Origin of the sequence: Roseibium sp. SCP14 (assembly GCF_040329475.1) — a bacterium.
GTDB lineage: Bacteria > Pseudomonadota > Alphaproteobacteria > Rhizobiales > Stappiaceae > Roseibium.
Genome location: NZ_JBDZYH010000002.1, coordinates 499,097 through 518,973 on the forward strand (window position 1 = coordinate 499,097; position 19,877 = coordinate 518,973).

A 19,877-nucleotide genomic window follows, 5' to 3' on the forward strand; every position below is an offset into this window, starting at 1 on the left:
TTCATTTGCATGTAGCCCCCCTCGCGGTGTTCCGTGTCACACAACAACACTCTCCGTTGATTGAACGCCATTGTCGGAAAACACGAAATCGATGACGCCGCCTGCTTCAACCGACTGGAGCACGACAACATCCTTGAAATCGGATGTTTCTCCCGCGCCATCCCGATCCACGCGAATGACAACATCGTCACCCTGTCGCGTTACCTGAATGTAGTCCTCGATATCATCCGGTTCGAAATTCGCGGCCAGAAGCGCCTGCAGATCCAGCCTGTCGACGCCTGCTTCGAAGTCCACGATGACGTCGGCCACATCTCCATGCCCGAGCACGAACGTGTCAGCTCCGGCTCCACCTGTCAGCGTGTCCTGCCCGGCTCCACCATCCAGCGTTTCCGCACGATCCGTACCGATCAAGACGTCATCGCCTGCACCACCCATCGCTTTTTCAATAATCGTGCCATACGCCAGACCGATATTATGGGTCATGCCATTGACGGAAGAATACGATCCCGGATTGAGATTGATAATTGCAGGAGTATCCCATCCGGAAAAGTCCAACGCATCAACTCCACCGGCGTCATAGATGGTCAGCACCGGATCAGTATTGGCCGAGAAGTCGTAAATCGTACCGGCTTCCGTACCGTTGAACCCGTAGACCGTATCACCTGCTCGTGTTGTCGGATTGCTGCCATATTCCGCCTGGATTGCAGCAATATCCTCTACCATCGGCGTTTGCGCGTAAACCCAGACACCTTCCGCGTTCCACCAGTCAACACCGATACTGTCCGGTGAGCGCTGTGACATGACACTTTGAACCTGGGTCAGGTCACCACTTTCGTGGTCCAGTCCCAGAGCATGTCCGGTTTCATGCAGAAGTGTCAGGAAACCGTATGTTCCGACCAGTGGCGACATGGTTTCCAGATAATCCGGGTTGGTGAGAATTGTGGCATTGCCATCAACCCTGTACGTCTCTGCATAGGCGCTGCCGGTGGAATTCATGAACCTTATGTTCGCGGTTTCGCCTTCTCCAGCCTCGACAAAGGTCAACCCGGAGATCTCCGCCCAGAGCGACAGTGCGGCGATTGCTGCAGCTTGCTGTGCCGCCGTGTATGCCGACAGTCCATTGGAGCCCAAGCCGGAAGAAGGGAAAGCGTAGGTTACCGTAGTCGACGGCAGCGGTTCACTAACCTCAAGGGCCGAACCGGTCGTTTGAACAGGCGCTGGGTCACTGTCTTCTTCAGCAGGCACAGCCCGGTCCGCAACAGGTGCATAGATCAGAGCCTCACTCTCGACCGTCTCACTCTCATCTGCTGCACCAACCACATCGACGGACGCTGTCGCGGTGGTGAAGCCTCCATTCCCGTCCGAAATTGTGTAAGTGAAGGTATCTGTTACCGTTTCACCTTCGCCGAGAAAATCGAACGCGCTTCCGGTGTCGTAAACCACCTTGCCATCGACTATCGAAACGCTCGCACCATAAGCACTCGTTGAGGCGACGCTGTGAAGAGTGAGCGTATCACCTTCCGGATCAGTGGCATTTTCCAGGAACTGTACTGGCTCGAATGTCTGGCTGTCGCCCGCCAGCACCCCTTTGCGCACAATGCCCGCCGTACCGATCACCAGCCGGGCGCCAACAAATCCGCCATCGGTTGCGTCGAAGCTGCCAATGATGAATTCGATCTGGAAATTGCCGTCTTCGGAGATCGGGACATCTATATATCGCGTCTCGGTCGAGCCGCCGACCGGAGTTTCCTCGAAAAAGACCAGAGTTCTTTCGCCGGTATCGACATTGATCAGAACAGCAGTGATTGAGGCAGCATCGCCACCGGCAAACGGGCGATAAACGAAAGTGACGATGTCGCCTGCATATCCGGCAAATTCGTTGCTGAGCAGGGAGGGGCCATAAACGGTTCCCCGGTCCGGACCGTCATTCCATTGATCCAGCCAGCCAGAGAAACTGATATCGGCCACGTAGTTATCGCCGTCGATCAGTTCGCCCGACTCATCAATGTTGAAGGAATATTGATAATTGCTGACAATTTCCTCGCCGTTCGGACCTGTCTGCGGACCACTGATCTGCTGCCAGTCCGCGAACCCGTTTTCAAATCCGCTGTTGTTGGTCAGGTTTGCGACGAGCACGATGTCCGGCACTTCCGGCGCCTCGTTTGTTCCGGTGACCGTTACGCTGACGGTCTGTTCCACGCTTTCGCCATCCGGCGTGACCGCCTGAACGGTGAAGGTTTCGGTTGCAATCTCCCCTCTTTCCAACGACTGTGCCGCATCGTTGTCCAGCGTGTAGATCCACTCTCCGTTTGTGGCGATTTCGAACGTCCCGTAAGCGCCTTCGACCCCGGTCTGAGCTACGAACGACGGGCTGTCTGCCGCATCGGGATCTGTGGCAAATAGAGTTCCGGACGCTGTCAGCACTTCGTCTTCGAAAACTTCACCGGTCGAAACTCCGGTGATCACCGGTGCATCTTCCTGGCCGGTGACTGAAATCGAGATCGTGTGTGTAACGGTCTCGCCGTCTTCCGTCTTTGCTTCCACCTGGAAAGTCTCAGTTGCAACCTCTTCGCCTGCCAGTGCCTGAGCTGCGGCATTGTCGAGCGCATATGTCCAGTTGCCTGCAGAGGTTATGGCAAACGTTCCGTAGACGCCCGCCGTGCCGGATTGTGCGGTGAATGTCGGTTCGTCGGCTTCATCGGCATCTGTCACGGTCAACGAACCCGAGGCGTTCGCGATACCATCCTCGGCAACTGCACCACTATCGGCACCGGCGATGACAGGGGTGTCTTCTTCTCCGGTCACTGTAACTGTGACAGATCCGGTGATGGTTTCTCCATCAGCAGTCTCAGCCTCGACCTGAAAGATTTCCGTCACGGATTGACCGCCGGCCAATGCTTGAGCGGCTGCATTGTCCAGCGTGTAGGTCCAGTTTCCGTCCTCAGTTAGCTCGAAAACCCCATAGGCTCCTTCTGTTCCCGTTTGAACCAGGAATGAAGGGGCATCGGTGGCATCCGCATCTGAAACAACGAGAACACCGGAATCCGTAAGTGTTCCATCTTCCTCAACAGAACCCTCGGCGTTACCTGAGATAACCGGACCGTCTTCCTCGCCGGTCACGGTGATGGTCACATCCCGGGTGACGACCTCACCGTCTTCCGTGGTCGCCTCGACGGTGAAGACCTCTTCGAACTCCTCGCCGCCAGCAAGCACCTGGGCAGCGGCATTGTCCAACGTGTAGATCCACAAGCCAGCCGCATTCACTTCGAACGTGCCATAGGTTCCGGTCGTGCCTTCCTGCGGCGTGAAGGTCGGGTTGTCGTTACCATCGACATCCGAGACAGAGAGATTACCCGTGGCGATGAAGACATTGTCCTCTTCGACAGACCCTTCAGAGTTACCCGTTATTACGGGCCCGTCTTCCTCGCCGGTCACGGTGATGGTCACATCCTGCGTGACAAGTTCGCCATCTTCCGTCGTTGCCTCGACGGTGAAGACCTCCTCGAATTCCTCACCACCTGCCAGAACCTGGGCAGCTGCATTGTCCAGCGTGTAGGTCCAGAGCCCTGCGGCATTGACCTCGAAGGAGCCGTAGACCCCGGCCGTACCTTCCTGCGGCGTGAAGGTTGGATTGTCGTTGCCGTCGGCATCGGAAACGGACAGATTGCCGGATGTCGTCAGGATCTCGGCGTCTTCGGCAACAGCGCCCTCAGCATCCCCAGTGATGACAGGCCCATCTTCCTCTCCGGTCACCGTGATGGTGACGTCCCGCGTGACAACCTCACCATCTTCTGTCGTTGCCTCGACGGTAAAGACTTCTTCGAACTCCTCGCCCCCTGCCAGAACCTGGGCAGCCGCGTTGTCCAGCGTGTAGGTCCACAGACCGGCCGCATTCACTTCGAAGGTACCGTAGGTCCCGGCTGAGCCTTCCTGCGGCGTGAAGGTTGGATTGTCGTTGCCGTCGGCGTCGGAAACGGACAGATTGCCGGATGTCGTCAGGACCTCGGCGTCTTCGGTAACGGCACCCTCGGAATTGCCGGTGATGACAGGACCGTCTTCGTCACCGGTCACGGTGATGGTGACGTCCTGAGTGACAACTTCACCGTCTTCCGTCATTGCCTCGACGGTGAAGACCTCCTCGAACTCCTCGCCACCTGCCAGTACCTGGGCGGCGGCATTGTCCAGTGTGTAGGTCCAAAGACCAGCCGCGTTCACTTCAAACGTGCCGTAAGTTCCGACCGTGCCTTCCTGAGGCGTGAAGGTCGGATTGTCGACGGCATCGGCATCACTCACCGACAGATTGCCTGACGTCGTCAGGATCTCGGCATCTTCGATCACAGAACCCTCGGAATTACCAGTGATCACCGGACCGTCTTCTTCGCCAGTCACCGTGATGGTGACATCCTGTGTGACAGCCTCGCCGTCTTCCGTGGTCGCCTCAACGGTAAAGACCTCCTCGAACTCCTCGCCACCTGCCAGAACCTGGGCAGCTGCATTGTCCAGCGTGTAGGTCCAGAGCCCTGCGGCATTGACCTCGAAGGAGCCGTAGACCCCGACCGTACCTTCCTGAGGCGTGAAGGTCGGATTGTCGACGGCATCGGCGTCCGAGACTGAGAGGTTGCCAGTGGCGCTGAAGACATTGTCCTCCTCGACAGATCCTTCGGCATCGCCGGTGATGACAGGCCCGTCTTCCTCGCCAGTCACCGTGATGGTGACATCCTGTGTGACAGCCTCGCCGTCTTCCGTCGTCGCCTCGACCGTGAAGACCTCTTCGAACTCCTCGCCGCCAGCAAGAACCTGGGCAGCCGCGTTGTCCAGTGTGTAGGTCCAAAGACCAGCCGCATTCACTTCGAACGTGCCGTAGATCCCGACCGTACCTTCCTGAGGCGTGAAGGTCGGATTGTCGACGGCATCGGCGTCCGAGACTGAGAGGTTGCCAGTGGCGCTGAAGACATTGTCCTCCTCGACAGATCCTTCGGCATCGCCGGTGATGACAGGCCCGTCTTCCTCGCCAGTCACCGTGATGGTGACATCCTGTGTGACAGCCTCGCCGTCTTCCGTCGTCGCCTCGACGGTAAAGACTTCTTCGAACTCCTCGCCACCAGCCAGAACCTGGGCAGCGGCATTGTCGAGCGTGTAGGTCCAGAGCCCGGCAGCATTCACTTCAAACGTTCCGTAGGTCCCGGTCGTGCCTTCCTGAGACGTGAAGGTTGGGTTGTCGTTGCCATCGACATCCGAGACTGAGAGGTTGCCCGTGGCGCTGAAGACATTGTCCTCTTCGACCGAGCCTTCGGTGTCTCCCGTGATCACCGGCCCGTCTTCTTCACCGATCACGGTGATGGTCACATCCTGCGTGACAATCTCGCCATCTTCCGTCGTCGTCTCGACCGTGAAGACCTCTTCGAACTCCTCGCCGCCAGCAAGAACCTGGGCAGCGGCATTATCCAGCGTGTAGGTCCAGAGCCCGGCTGCGTTCACCTCAAACGTGCCGTAGGTCCCGGTCGTGCCTTCCTGAGACGTGAAGGTTGGGTTGTCGTTGCCATCGACATCCGAGACTGAGAGGTTGCCCGTGGCGCTGAAGACATTGTCCTCTTCGACCGAGCCTTCGGTGTCTCCCGTGATCACCGGCCCGTCTTCTTCACCGATCACGGTGATCATCACATCCTGCGTGACAACCTCACCATCTTCCGTGGTCGCCTCGACGGTAAAGATTTCTTCGAATTCCTCACCACCAGCCAGAACCTGGGCAGCAGCGTTGTTCAGCGTGTAGGTCCAGAGCCCGGCTGCGTTCACTTCGAAGGTACCGTAGGTCCCGGCTGAGCCTTCCTGCGGGGTGAAGGTTGGATCGTCGTTGCCGTCGGCGTCACTCACCGATAGTGTCCCGGATGTCGTCAGGATCTCGGCGTCCTCTTCGACCGAGCCTTCGGCATCGCCGGTGATGACAGGCCCATCTTCTTTGCCAGTCACGGTGATCGTCACATCCTGGGTGACGAGCTCACCATCTTCCGTCGTCGCCTCAACCGTGAAGACCTCTTCGAACTCCTCACCGCCAGCAAGCACCTGGGCAGCGGCATTGTCCAGCGTGTAGGTCCAGAGCCCTGCGGCATTGATCTCGAAAGTGCCGTAGGTCCCGGTCGTGCCTTCCTGCGGCGTGAAGGTTGGGTTGTCGTTGCCATCGACATCCGAGACTGAGAGGTTGCCCGTGGCGCTGAAGACATTGTCCTCTTCGACCGAGCCTTCGGCATCGCCGGTGATCACCGGACCGTCTTCCTCGCCAGTCACGGTGATGGTCACATCCTGGGTGACAACCTCGCCATCTTCCGTGGTCGCCTCGACGGTGAAGACCTCCTCGAACTCCTCGCCACCGGCAAGAACCTGGGCAGCGGCATTATCCAGCGTGTAGGTCCAGAGCCCGGCTGCGTTCACTTCGAACGTGCCATAGGTTCCGGTCGTGCCTTCCTGCGGCGTGAAGGTCGGGTTGTCGTTGCCATCGACATCCGAGACTGAGAGGTTGCCCGTGGCGCTGAAGACATTGTCCTCTTCGACCGAGCCTTCGGAGTCACCCGTGATCACCGGACCGTCTTCTTCGCCAGTCACTGTGATCGTCACATCCTGTGTGACAGCCTCGCCATCTTCCGTCGTCACCTCAACCGTGAAGACCTCTTCGAACTTCTCGCCACCAGCCAGAACCTGGGCAGCGGCGTTGTCCAGCGTGTAGGTCCACAGACCGGCCGCATTCACCTCGAACGTGCCATAGGTCCCGGTCGTGCCTTCCTGAGGCGTGAAGGTCGGGTTGTCGTTACCATCCGCATCGGAAACGGACAGATTGCCTGACGTCGTCAGAACCTCGGCGTCTTCGGCAACAGCGCCCTCAGCATCCCCAGTGATGACAGGCCCGTCTTCCTCGCCGGTCACCGTGATGGTGACGTCCCGCGTGACAACCTCACCATCTTCCGTCGTCGCCTCGACGGTAAAGACTTCTTCGAACTCCTCACCGCCAGCAAGCACCTGGGCAGCGGCGTTGTCCAGCGTGTAGGTCCAGAGCCCCGCGGCATTGACCTCGAAAGTGCCGTAGGTTCCGGTCGTGCCTTCCTGCGGCGTGAAGGTTGGATTGTCGACGGAATCGGCATCACTCACCGACAGATTGCCTGACGTCGTCAGGACCTCGGCGTCTTCTTCGACAGAGCCTTCAGCATCGCCTGAAATAACCGGACCGTCTTCTTCGCCAGTCACTGTGATCGTCACATCCTGTGTGACAGCCTCGCCATCTTCCGTCGTCACCTCAACCGTGAAGACCTCTTCGAACTTCTCGCCACCAGCCAGAACCTGGGCAGCGGCCTTGTCCAACGTGTAGGTCCACAGCCCTGCGGCATTGATCTCGAACGTGCCATAGGTTCCGGCCGAGCCTTCCTGAGGGGTGAAGATTGGATCGTCGTTGCCGTCGGCATCGGAAACGGACAGATTGCCGGACGCGGTCAGGATCTCGGCATCTTCAGTGACGGCTCCCTCGAAATTACCCGTTATGACGGGCCCGTCTTCCTCACCGGTCACGGTGATCGTCACATCCTGCGTGACAACCTCGCCATCTTCCGTCGTCGCTTCGACGGTAAAGACCTCCTCGAATTCCTCGCCACCAGCCAGAACCTGGGCAGCAGCGTTGTCCAGCGTGTAGGTCCACAGCCCTGCGGCATTGATCTCGAACGTGCCGTAGATCCCGGCCGTTCCTTCCTGCGGCGTGAAGCTGGGGTTGTCGTTGCCGTCGGCGTCGGAAACGGACAGATTGCCGGATGTCGTCAGGATCTCGGCATCTTCTGTGACGGCACCCTCGTCATCCCCTGTGATGACAGGCCCATCTTCTTCGCCGGTCACAGTGATGGTGACGTCCTGCGTGACAACCTCGCCATCTTCCGTCGTCGCCTCGACCGTGAAGACCTCTTCGAACTCCTCGCCGCCTGCCAGAACCTGGGCGGCGGCATTGTCCAGCGTGTAGATCCACAAGCCAGCCGCATTCACTTCGAACGTGCCATAGATCCCGGCCGTGCCTTCCTGCGGCGTGAAGGTCGGATTGTCATTGCCGTCTGCATCGGAAACGGACAGATTGCCGGATGTCGTCAGGACCTCGGCGTCTTCGGCAACAGCGCCCTCAGCATCCCCAGTGATGACAGGCCCATCTTCCTCGCCGGTCACCGTGATGGTGACGTCCCGCGTGACAACCTCACCATCTTCCGTCGTTGCCTCGACGGTAAAGACTTCTTCGAACTCCTCGCCACCTGCCAGAACCTGGGCAGCCGCGTTGTCCAGCGTGTAGGTCCACAGCCCTGCGGCATTGATCTCGAACGTGCCGTAGATCCCGGCCGTGCCTTCCTGCGGCGTGAAGCTGGGGTTGTCGTTGCCGTCGGCGTCGGAAACGGACAGATTGCCGGATGTCGTCAGGATCTCGGCATCTTCGGTAACAGCTCCCTCGAAATTACCCGTTATGACGGGCCCGTCTTCCTCGCCAGTCACGGTGATGGTCACATCCCGCGTGACAACCTCACCATCTTCCGTCGTCGCCTCGACGGTAAAGACCTCCTCGAACTCCTCGCCCCCTGCCAGAACCTGGGCAGCGGCGTTGTCCAGCGTGTAGGTCCAGAGACCGGCAGCATTCACTTCGAACGTGCCATAGGTTCCGGCCGTGCCTTCCTGAGGGGTGAAGCTCGGGTTGTCGACGGCATCAGCATCCGAGACAGAGAGATTGCCCGATGTCGTCAGGATCTCGGCATCTTCGGTAACAGCTCCCTCGAAATTACCCGTTATGACGGGCCCGTCTTCCTCGCCAGTCACGGTGATGGTCACATCCCGCGTGACAACCTCACCATCTTCCGTCGTTGCTTCGACGGTAAAGACTTCTTCGAACTCCTCGCCGCCTGCCAGAACCTGGGCAGCGGCGTTGTCCAACGTGTAGATCCAGAGCCCTGCGGCATTGACCTCGAAAGTGCCGTAGGTCCCGGTCGTACCTTCCTGCGGCGTGAAGGTCGGATTGTCGACGGCATCGGCGTCGGAAACGGACAGATTGCCGGATGTCGTCAGGATCTCGGCGTCTTCAGTAACGGCTCCCTCGGCATTGCCAGTGATGACAGGCCCGTCTTCCTCGCCGGTCACCGTGATGGTGACGTCCCGGGTGACAACCTCACCATCTTCTGTCGTTGCCTCAACCGTGAAGACCTCCTCGAACTCCTCGCCACCGGCAAGCACCTGGGCGGCGGCATTGTCCAACGTGTAGGTCCACAAACCAGCTGCATTCACTTCGAAGGTGCCGTAAATCCCGGCCGTGCCTTCCTGTGGGGTGAAGCTGGGGTTGTCGTTGCCGTCCGCATCACTCACCGATAGTGTCCCGGACGTCGTCAGGATCTCGGCATCCTCTTCGACAGAGCCTTCAGCATTGCCAGAAATAACCGGACCATCTTCTTCGCCAGTCACAGTGATGGTCACATCCTGTGTGACAACCTCGCCATCTTCCGTCGTTGCCTCGACGGTGAAGACCTCCTCGAATTCCTCACCACCAGCAAGCACCTGGGCAGCGGAATTGTCCAGCGTGTAGGTCCAGAGCCCGGCTGCGTTCACTTCGAACATGCCATAGGTTCCGGTCGTGCCTTCCTGCGGCGTGAAGGTCGGATTGTCATTGCCGTCCGCATCGGAAACAGACAGATTGCCGGATGTCGTCAGGATCTCGGCGTCTTCAGTAACGGCTCCCTCGGCATTGCCAGTGATGACAGGCCCGTCTTCCTCGCCGGTCACCGTGATGGTGACGTCCCGGGTGACAACCTCACCATCTTCTGTCGTTGCCTCGACGGTAAAGACTTCTTCGAACTCCTCGCCACCTGCCAGAACCTGGGCAGCCGCGTTGTCCAGCGTGTAGGTCCACAGACCGGCCGCATTCACCTCGAAGGAGCCGTAGACCCCGGCCGTGCCTTCCTGCGGCGTGAAGGTCGGATTGTCGACGGCATCTGCGTCCGAGACTGAGAGGCTGCCAGTGGCGCTGAAGACATTGTCCTCCTCGACAGACCCTTCGGCATCGCCGGTGATGACAGGCCCATCTTCCTCGCCGATCACGGTGATCGTCACATCCTGGGTGACGACCTCACCATCTTCCGTCGTCGCCTCAACTGTGAAGACTTCTTCGAACTCCTCACCACCTGCCAGAACCTGGGCGGCGGCATTGTCCAGCGTGTAGGTCCAGAGCCCGGCTGCGTTCACCTCAAACGTGCCGTAGTTCCCGGCCGTGCCTTCCTGCAGCGTGAAGCTGGGGCTGTCGTTACCATCAGCGTCAGAGACTGAGAGGTTGCCTGACGTCGTCAGGATCTCGGCGTCTTCAGTAACGGCTCCCTCGGCATTGCCAGTGATGACAGGCCCGTCTTCCTCGCCCGTCACCGTGATGGTGATATCCTGTGTGACAGCCTCACCATCTTCCGTGGTCGCCTCGACGGTAAAGACCTCCTCGAACTCCTCGCCACCTGCCAGAACCTGGGCGGCGGCGTTGTCCAGCGTGTAGGTCCAGAGCCCTGCGGCATTGACTTCGAACGTGCCATAGGTCCCGGCCGTGCCTTCCTGCGGCGTGAAGCTGGGGCTGTCGTTACCATCAGCGTCAGAGACTGAGAGGTTGCCTGACGTCGTCAGGATCTCCGCATCTTCAGTGACGGCTCCCTCGGAATTGCCGGTGATGACAGGACCGTCTTCGTCACCGGTCACGGTGATGGTGACATCCTGGGTGACAACCTCACCGTCTTCCGTGGTCGCCTCGACGGTGAAGACTTCTTCGAACTCCTCGCCACCGGCAAGCACCTGGGCAGCTGCATTGTCCAGCGTGTAGGTCCACAGACCGGCCGCATTCACCTCGAAGGAGCCGTAGACCCCGGCCGTGCCTTCCTGCGGCGTGAAGGACGGGTTGTCGTTGCCGTCCGCATCACTCACCGATAGTGTCCCGGATGTCGACAGAACCTCGGCATCTTCAGTGACGGCTCCCTCGGAATTGCCTGAGATAACCGGGCCGTCTTCTGCACCGATCACGGTGATGGTCACATCCTGCGTGACAACCTCACCATCTTCCGTCGTCGCCTCGACCGTGAAGATCTCCTCGAATTCCTCGCCGCCTGCCAGAACCTGGGCAGCCGCGTTGTCCAGCGTGTAGGTCCACAGCCCTGCGGCATTGACCTCGAACGTGCCGTAGGTCCCGGTCGTACCTTCCTGCGGCGTGAAGGTCGGATTGTCGACGGCATCTGCGTCCGAGACTGAGAGGCTGCCAGTGGCGCTGAAGACATTGTCCTCCTCGACAGATCCTTCGGCATCGCCGGTGATGACAGGCCCATCTTCTTCACCAGTCACGGTGATCGTCACATCCTGCGTGACAACCTCACCATCTTCCGTGGTCGCCTCGACGGTAAAGACCTCCTCGAATTCCTCACCACCAGCCAGAACCTGGGCGGCGGCATTATCCAGCGTGTAGGTCCACAGACCGGCAGCATTGACCTCGAACGTGCCATAGGTTCCGGTCGTGCCTTCCTGCGGCGTGAAGGTTGGATTGTCGACGGCATCTGCGTCCGAGACTGAGAGGCTGCCAGTGACACTGAAGACATTGTCCTCCTCGACAGATCCTTCGGCATCGCCGGTGATGACAGGCCCATCTTCCTCGCCGGTCACGGTGATGGTCACATCCTGTGTGACAACCTCGCCATCTTCCGTCGTTGCCTCGACGGTAAAGACCTCTTCGAACTCCTCGCCACCGGCAAGAACCTGGGCAGCGGCGTTGTCCAGCGTGTAGGTCCAAGCTCCAGCGGAAGTTATCTCGAAGGTGCCGTAGATCCCCGGGGCGCCGGTTTGCGGCGTGAAGATTGGCGTATCGCCGGCATCTGCGTCGGAAACGGATAGCGAACCGGATGCGCTCGCGGTGCCATCCTCTTCGGCTACGCCGATTGCGTTGCCACTGATCACGGGAGCATCTTCCTGCCCAGTCACCGCAATGGTCACGGTTTGCGCGACGCTTTCGTCATCCGCAGTTGTCGCTTCGACGGTGAAGGTTTCCTCATAGACCTCACCACCGGAGAGCGACTGTGCAGCGGAATTGTCCAGCACGTAAGTCCACTCACCTGAGGCGGAAAGGTCAAAGGTGCCATATGTGCCAACGACGCCAGATTGCGGCGTGAATGTCGGCGTATCGACGGCGTCGGCATCGCTAGCCGTCATGGTACCGGATGCATTCAGAACGCCGTCTTCCGCGACATCACCCGCAAGTTCACCTGAGATAACCGGAGCATCCTCAGCGCCTGTTATGACAAAGTTCACCTGGTCGGTGTCCGTTCCTCCAAAATTGTCTTCAGCCGTGATCGTGTAGGAGAATGTTATGGTCTCGCCTTCCGCGAGGAAATCGAGATTGGCAATTGCATCATAGTTCCAGCGAAACCCGCCCTCTCCTTCAACCACAGCGAAACCGGCAAGAAGTATCGCTGCAAGGTCTGGGGAGATGGTATCAAGGTTTCCACCGCTCCAGACAGGTGCGCCGTTCGCCGAGAAGGTCACCGAAACACTGTCACCCTGGTCAACATCGCTGGCGTCTATTGCACCGCTGTCCAACAGGCGTTGCGCTGAAGCACTCGCGGCTTCGATAAAGCCGGCAGGCTCTTCGACTTCAACCTCCGGATCGTCGTTGACCCCGGTGACAGTGATTGTGACGAGGCCGGAACTGGTGGAAACCCGCCCTGTGCTGTCGACAGCGGTATATTCAAAGGTTACCTGCTGCGTGCTGTTTGCGGAAAGCGTCTCGAACTCGCCGGCCGTATCAAAGGTGAATGTGCCGTCATCGTGGACTGTCAGCGTGCCCATTTCGGGGTCAGTCAATGAATAGAGAGTGATCGTGTCGCCTTCGTCCGGATCCGACCCGATAAAAGGCGCCGTCACGCTGCCGTCTTCACTCACCTCCAGCGAGATGTCGAAGACAACTGGCGGATCTTCAACAGGCTCGATAGTGATAGGCACATCGGCTTCGACAGTTGAATTCCCGTCGTCAACGGTAATGTTCAATCCACCTTCGACACTGTCCGGTGACGGCGTGTACTGCATTCCCGACAAGGCCGCATTGATGTCCTCCTCGCTCCCGGAAAACGTCATTTCCTCGTCATCGAAGCCATCGCCATTGGTAAAAGTGAGCCCATCGACCTGGGCAAGCGTAACGGTTGATCGCGCAACGATCGTGACGGTGCCATCACCATCACCCGGAATTTCAACGGTGAACCCCGTCAGACTGACTGCCTCGTCTTCAGAAGTGACGACATTCGAAGGAAAGGCTACCGAAAGAGTGTCCTCAACCGGCTGCTCTTCGTCTTCAACAAGTTGCGTTTGCGTGGATGACCGTCCTGCATACTGGCTGGAACCGGAACCGGCGGGATCACTCGGGTCCAGGAGTTCCAGGCCGCTTTCGTCCTGACTGTCCAGCCCATTGTCGTTTTCGCCATCAGGTTCAAGCGGGACAAGGTCCGGGTTCTCGATCCCGTCCGGAGGCCCGGCATCGGTCTGATCAGGATCTCCGTCTCCATCATTGCCCGGCGACTGCCCGAGGCCCGCGGCCCTGTATGCGTCGAATGCCTGTTGCAGTTGACCCTGCTCCGCATCCACGTCGGATTGCGTCTTGGGCGTTACAATCGGAGTGGCCCCAACCGAAGCGACAAGAAAGGTTGAAGCTGTGGTATCGACGGTTCCAAGAAGCTGCCCCGTTACACGGTCAAACAACTGGTAAAGCCCTTGTTGACCGTCTGGATCCAAGGAAAGTGAGAACCTGGTCGATCCATCCAACGCACTTATCTGTACAATTGGTGTCGTGCCGCGAATACCCATTGTCGCAGTGGGTGTTTCAACGCGCAAGTTGCCTGTGGGAGCAACCTGACCGGTGACGAAGACAAAACTGCCCTGTACCAGGTTCATCACCATGGAGTTGCCGGAACCATTCGGCGTGTAAATCAGCTCGTCCAGAACCATCCTGGCGTCGGCGGAAAGCGAAAACAGCGTTTCATCGACAAACACGATCACCAACGAAGACCCGGCAGCGGTTTGCACAACGTCCCCTTGAAAGACCGGATCGCCCGTTGAAAGTGTCACCGCACTGCCGTCGGTCCTTTGGGCCGTCGCGGTTCCAACTGCAGTCTGGACCGTTCCGATAGGTGTTGCTGCCAGTCCGGTGCCCGCTTGCGCGTATTGTCCCGCGGCTTGGGGTCCTGCAAGTTGTATTGCCGTCTTGCCATCTACCAGACCGCCATCAACCGAGAACAGATTTGGCGGATCAGGTTGTATGAAGAAGTTCAGGACCCTGAGAGAGCCGAAATCATCGTGGCTGATAACCAGATCAGCACCTGACCTTGCGTATTCGCCCTGGAACAAAAGGGAGGAGTTGTCGATAGGTGGAAGCTCGACTGCAGCATCAATTACCACAGTCTCTGAAGTATCGAACGTAACTATTCCGAAATTTGGAATATTAGACACGACGCATACTCTTTACGACAGTTGCATCATTGCAAAAATTACGGATCTTAAAGGATTTCGAAAAATCTTATCACTTTTTTAATAAAAAGTCTTTGCCGGATGCAAATAAGCTGAGATAAGATTATTACGCAAACCAAACAAAACACCATCCCATTGGAATTTTTAACAAAACTAACGCTAGGTCATCAAAAAGCAATTTGTAAAGATTATTGCCATTAAAATGACCTACTGGTTTTTGGGCAGGGTACGATGTTACGCAAGTTGGTTGTTGCTAAGAGTTTTTCGGGATTCCGGCATAGTTTCGCGGATTGGTCGAAACCCGGTTGTTTTTTCCAGCAATCCTGTCTGATATTGATCTTGCTTTCCGGCACTTCGCCAACACATGCACAGTCGATGTCGCTGCAGGAAGCTGTGTCGCGCGCTGTTAATACCAATCCTCAGGTTCTGGCGGCGGCCGCCAACCGCCGTTCGGTAGACTACGAGTTCGGTCAGGCGCGAGGAGCTTACCTGCCCAAACTCGATCTGGAAGCCTCATATGGTGCCCAGTATGTCGATCGCCCCAACTCTCTGACCGTGACCAACAACCGTGAGTGGCGGAATGCCCGCGACGCGACACTTATCGCCCGGCAGGTCTTTTTTGACGGTTTTGCCCGCGCCAACGAAATCTACCGGCAGTCAGCGCGCGTTGACGGATCTGCGGCCCGCGTCATGGAACGAGCCGAACTGATCGGTCTTGATGCAACAGAAACGTTCCTGGATGTGGTGCGTCATCACCGCATCCTGAGAGCCGCTGACGCGAACATTCAGGAGCATGTCCGGCTCTTGAAGGTGGTTCGGACCAAAGTGCAAGGCGGCTCGGCAACGGAAAGTGAATTGCGCCAGGCGGAAGAGCGAGTTGCGGCGGTTCATGCGGTGCGTGCCGACGTGCTGCGTGAACTTGGAGCGGCAAAAGCCCGGTTTGAAAATGTCATTGGTGTTGCCCCGCCCGCCCTCAAAGCGCCCGGCTCGCCGAAAAACGTTCCCAAATCCGAGGCAATTGCCATTGCAACAGCGCGGAAAAACCATCCTTCCCTGAAGGCCGGGACAGCTGATGTCGACGCTGCGACAGCTGACTATGACAAGACCCAATCGCTGTTTATGCCGAGCATTGGTCTGGAGGGCGTGGCCTCCGTCGGCGAGGATCTGGACGGAACGCCCGGCCGGAACAATGAATTTGCCGTGCGCATGACCATGTCCTGGAACCTCTTTAACGGGACAATCGACTCCAATCGCCGGCGGCAGCTTGGTGAAAAAGTCACCGAAAGCAAGATGGAGCTCGACCAGCTGCGCCGCACCGTGGACGAAAGCGTCCGCAGGTCCTGGAGTGACATCACAAGCAATGACATTCGCCTCAAAGCCCTGAAAGAACAGACTGTTGCAGCGGATGCAGTGATCGTCAGCTATGAAAAGGAATACGAGGCAGGTCTCCGTGACCTTCTAGACCTGCTGATTGCGCAAAACTCCGCATTCACATCGCGGGTCCAGCTTATCAGCTCAGAGACCATCGCTGTCTTTTCCCGCTACCGATTGCTCGCCTCGACCGGTGACCTGTTGGCCTCCTTCGGAGTGTCGGCGCCCCCGGAAAGTCAAACCGGAACAACCGAAATTCCATGGTTTGTAGGGTCACAGGGTCTCATAGAACCGCTGCGCAAGTGGTGAAGGTGCCGACATGGACGGGAATGCAACAATCCAGAGGGATGAACATGCTTCCGGTCCAGGCAAGAACGAAAGTGCCGAAAATCCGTTTCCTGCTGGCGAAAATACCCAAAACGGACTTCTGGAAGCGCTGATACATATCTCCCGTCATCATGGCCGGATGGCGAACAAGGCTGAACTTGTTCGTGGACTGCCCCTGACCATTAAAGGCCTCCAGCTCAAAAGCCTGGAAGAAGCCGCGGGGCGCCTCGGGCTTGTCGTTCGCATTGAACAGCGTGACCTGTCGAAAGTTCCTGTTGTGACGCTGCCGGTGATTGTCGTGCTCGAAGGCGAACAGGCCGTCGTCGTTGAAAAGATCAATCGCCGCGAAGGCACTGCAAAAATCTTCGCTGCAGATATTCCGGGTGAACTCAAGACGGTGAAGCTCGACGACTTTACCGGGCCCAAGCTGCCGGTAGTGGTCTTTGTCAACTTGGCGGCGAAAGAACAGGCGGAGCAGAATTCTCCGGAAACACCAAGGGATTGGTTCTGGTCGGCCGTACGACGGTTCTGGCCCAATTACCTGCAGGTCATCACGGCGGCCTTCATCGGAAACATGCTGGGTCTGGCAAGTCCGCTCTTCATCATGAATGTTTATGACCGTGTCATTCCGAACCTCGCCATTCCGACGCTCTGGGTTTTGACGATCGGCGTCCTGATCGCTTTTCTGTTCGACTTCGTGCTCAAGCTGCTACGCATGCGCATTGTCGATGAGACGGGTCGCAGGGTGGACATGGCGGTTGCCGGGCGCCTGTTCGACCATTTTCTCCGTATCAAGCTTGCCGGCAGACCGGCATCGACCGGCGCGGTCGCCAATCAGGTACGTGATCTCGATTCCGTTCGCGACGCTCTGACATCCTCCACCGTCATCGCGGCAACAGATCTGCTTTTCATTGGTATTTTCGTCTGGGTCATGTGGTTTCTTGTCGGCCCGCTGGCCTGGGTTCCGGCTATCGCGGTCCCCATCGTCATTGCCGTCACAGCAATGGTGCAGTTCCCCCTGTCCAGAGCGCTCTCCGAGAGCCAGAGCGATGCCGCACGGCGACAGGCAGTGCTGGTCGAAACCATTTCGTCCCTGGAAACGATCAAGGTCAGCGGCAGTGAAAGCTGGTTCCGCAAGGCCTGGGACCGTTCGGTCGCTGCCGCCAGCCGCTCGACAACCCGGGCCCGGTACTGGGCCAACACGGCGGCCTCCTTCACCGGCGTCGTGTTCCAGCTCGTCTCTATCGTCATCGTGGTCTGGGGGGTTTTTCTGGTTCTGGAAGGACAGATCTCCGTTGGCGCGCTGATTGCCGCCAATATCCTGGCCGGCAGAGTTCTGGCTCCCTTGAACAACATCAGCCAGACACTCTCGCGCCTTCTGCACGCCAGGAGTGCCTTGCGCGGTCTGAACGCGCTCATGGGAACCGAGGCGGAAAGGGGTGTTGTCGCGCGCAGCATTGCATCACCGGAAGATGGCGGCATCACTTTCCAGAACGTGACCCTCACTTATCCGGGCAACACCATTCCTGCCCTTGAGAAGGTCAGCTTCTCAGTTCGAAATGGTGAAAGGGTTGGCATTATCGGCCGCGTCGGCTCCGGAAAGAGTTCTCTCGTCCGGGTTCTTTCCGGCCTCTATGAGCCTCAATCGGGCACCTACCTGCTTGGCGGGATCGACACCCGGCAATTTTCACCAGCTGACCTGCGCACAACTGTTGGGCTGTGTCTGCAGGATGCCGAGCTCTTCAACGGCACATTGCGCGACAACATTCTTGTCGGTGCACCTTTCGCAACCGCTGAAGAACTCGAAAAGGTGGTACAATTGGCAGGTGTCGACGCCTTTTCTTCACGCCATCCGGACGGGTTGGACATGCATATTGAAGAACGTGGCCGCAGCCTTTCCGGCGGACAACGCCAGGCGGTTGCTCTTGCCCGTTGCCTGATCCGCACCCCGAAAATCGTTTGTCTGGACGAACCGACCGCATATCTCGACATCATGTCGGAACGCCAACTCTGCGACCGGCTGAAACAGATCGCGAACACTGGCATTACTCTTTTCATTGCCACACATCGGGACGGTCCGCTGGATCTCGTCGATCGCATCCTGTTGCTGGAAAAAGGCAAATTGCTGATGGACGGCCCGAAGGACGAAGTTATTTCCCGCCTGAAGGCTGGTGCTCAATCTGCATCGGACAAACACTCATCCGTTTCCGGAGGCCGCGATGGCAAGGGTGGATGAGGACTTTGCAAATGATGTCCGTGCCGCGCTGGAAAAACGGAGGAATTCCGGCGTCTGGGGCCTTTTGCTTGCCCTTCTCCTTCTCCTCGCCGCAATCGCCGTCTGGGCTTATTTTGCCGAAATCGAGGAAGTGACGACGGGTGATGGCCGGGTCATTCCCTCCAGCCAGGTTCAGATCGTGGAATCTCTTGAAGGCGGCCTGATTGCCGAGATCTTCGTACAGGAAGGCGACGTTGTTGACGCCAACCAGCCGCTTGTTCGCATAGACGACACCGGCTTTGCCTCGGATCTTGGAGAACTGGCCCAACAGCAGGCGGCGCTGCTGATCAAGGCCAAGCGGCTGGAAGCCGAAGCACGCGGGCAACCTCTGACACTTGAGCCGGGCGAAATCGACCAGCCGGTGGCCGAACGGGAACTTGCCTTGTTCGAAGCAAGGAAAACCGCACTTTCCCAGGAACTGTCGGTCATTGAGCAACAGCTATCCCAGCGCGGGTTGGAGAAAGTCGAGCTGGAAACGCGCCTGAAGAGCACCCTGCAATCCGCGAAGTTGCTCGACGAAGAGCTACGGCGCGCCCGAGAGCTTGCCGAATCCGGGGCCTTTCCCAAGATGGATCTGCTGCGGCTGGAGCGCGAGGCACAGGGCGGTATCCTTGAAGTGGAAGTGCTCAAGGCGTCTATTCCGCGTGCCACCGCCGCCATAACCGAAGCATCCGCGCGTCTGGAAAGCGCCATCCTCGGATTTCGTGCAAAGGCACATGAGGAGCTCATCCTGACGCTGAATGAACTGACAATACTGGAAGAGACGATAAAGTCAGCAAAGGACAAGGTGCGCCGCACGGTTCTCAGAGCCCCGGTGCGCGGCATAATCAACGACTTCTCCATTGCAACAATCGGCGCCGTGGTTTCTCCCGGTGAGAGCATTTCGGAAATTGTTCCTCTGGACGACACGCTCCTGATCGAAGCGCAGATCAGGCCGCAGGACGTTGCCTTTCTTTTTCCCGGTCAATTCGCCCGCGTGAGGGTAACCGCCTATGACTACACCGTCTATGGCGACCTGACCGGTGTCGTTGAACGGATCGGCGCGGACACGATCACCAACGATGAGGGAGACACCTTCTATAGAGTGATCGTCAGAACTGACAGGAATTTCCTGGGCACGGAAGAAAGTCCGCTGCCAATAATGCCGGGAATGATTGTAAACGCCTCGATATTAACCGGAAATAAAACGGTCCTCGATTATCTGTTGAAGCCAATTGTCAAGGCGCGATCAGAAGCTTTACGCGAAAAGTAGAAAGTATCGATGCGCCTGAAACTGGCGGATGTCGATGCACTTTCTCGAAACTTGTCTCAAGAGGCTAACAATTCTCGGACTTGCCGCTCTGATATCGGGTACAATTCTGCCGTCTCCTCTTCATGCATT

The 19,877-nt window shown here is 58.0% G+C and carries 4 protein-coding genes; 3 read left to right on the forward strand and 1 reads right to left on the reverse strand.

What is annotated here, in order from left to right:
* Positions 1-36: 36 nt before the first annotated feature.
* The gene (locus tag ABLQ08_RS09685; RefSeq protein ID WP_352941200.1) at positions 37-14,505 is read right to left on the reverse strand and encodes a VCBS domain-containing protein; all 14,469 of its coding nucleotides are present in this window, start codon (positions 14,503-14,505) and stop codon (positions 37-39) included.
* A gap of 393 nt (positions 14,506-14,898) precedes the next feature.
* Between ABLQ08_RS09685 and ABLQ08_RS09690 the strand changes: the two genes are divergently transcribed.
* From ABLQ08_RS09690 to ABLQ08_RS09700, 3 genes are read left to right on the forward strand one after another with little or no spacing between them, the layout of a single operon-like run.
* Complete coding sequence (locus tag ABLQ08_RS09690) at positions 14,899-16,203, forward strand: TolC family outer membrane protein (protein WP_352941202.1); 1,305 nt, start codon at positions 14,899-14,901, stop codon at positions 16,201-16,203.
* Positions 16,204-16,213: 10 nt separating this feature from the next.
* Positions 16,214-18,457: a type I secretion system permease/ATPase gene (locus tag ABLQ08_RS09695; RefSeq protein ID WP_352941204.1), complete on the forward strand. Its 2,244-nt coding sequence runs from the start codon at positions 16,214-16,216 to the stop codon at positions 18,455-18,457.
* Entirely contained in the window at positions 18,441-19,748 is a 1,308-nt protein-coding gene (locus ABLQ08_RS09700; protein WP_352941207.1) for an HlyD family type I secretion periplasmic adaptor subunit, read from the forward strand. The genes ABLQ08_RS09695 and ABLQ08_RS09700 overlap by 17 nt, the downstream gene beginning before the upstream one ends.
* Positions 19,749-19,877 lie beyond the last annotated feature (129 nt).

Excerpts from the sequence above, each read along its gene's own strand:
- ABLQ08_RS09690 (WP_352941202.1), top strand. The coding sequence starts at position 14,899 with ATGTCGCTGCAGGAAGCTGTGTCGCGCGCTGTTAATACCAATCCTCAG.
- ABLQ08_RS09695 (WP_352941204.1), top strand. The coding sequence starts at position 16,214 with ATGGACGGGAATGCAACAATCCAGAGGGATGAACATGCTTCCGGTCCA.
- ABLQ08_RS09700 (WP_352941207.1), top strand. The coding sequence starts at position 18,441 with ATGGCAAGGGTGGATGAGGACTTTGCAAATGATGTCCGTGCCGCGCTG.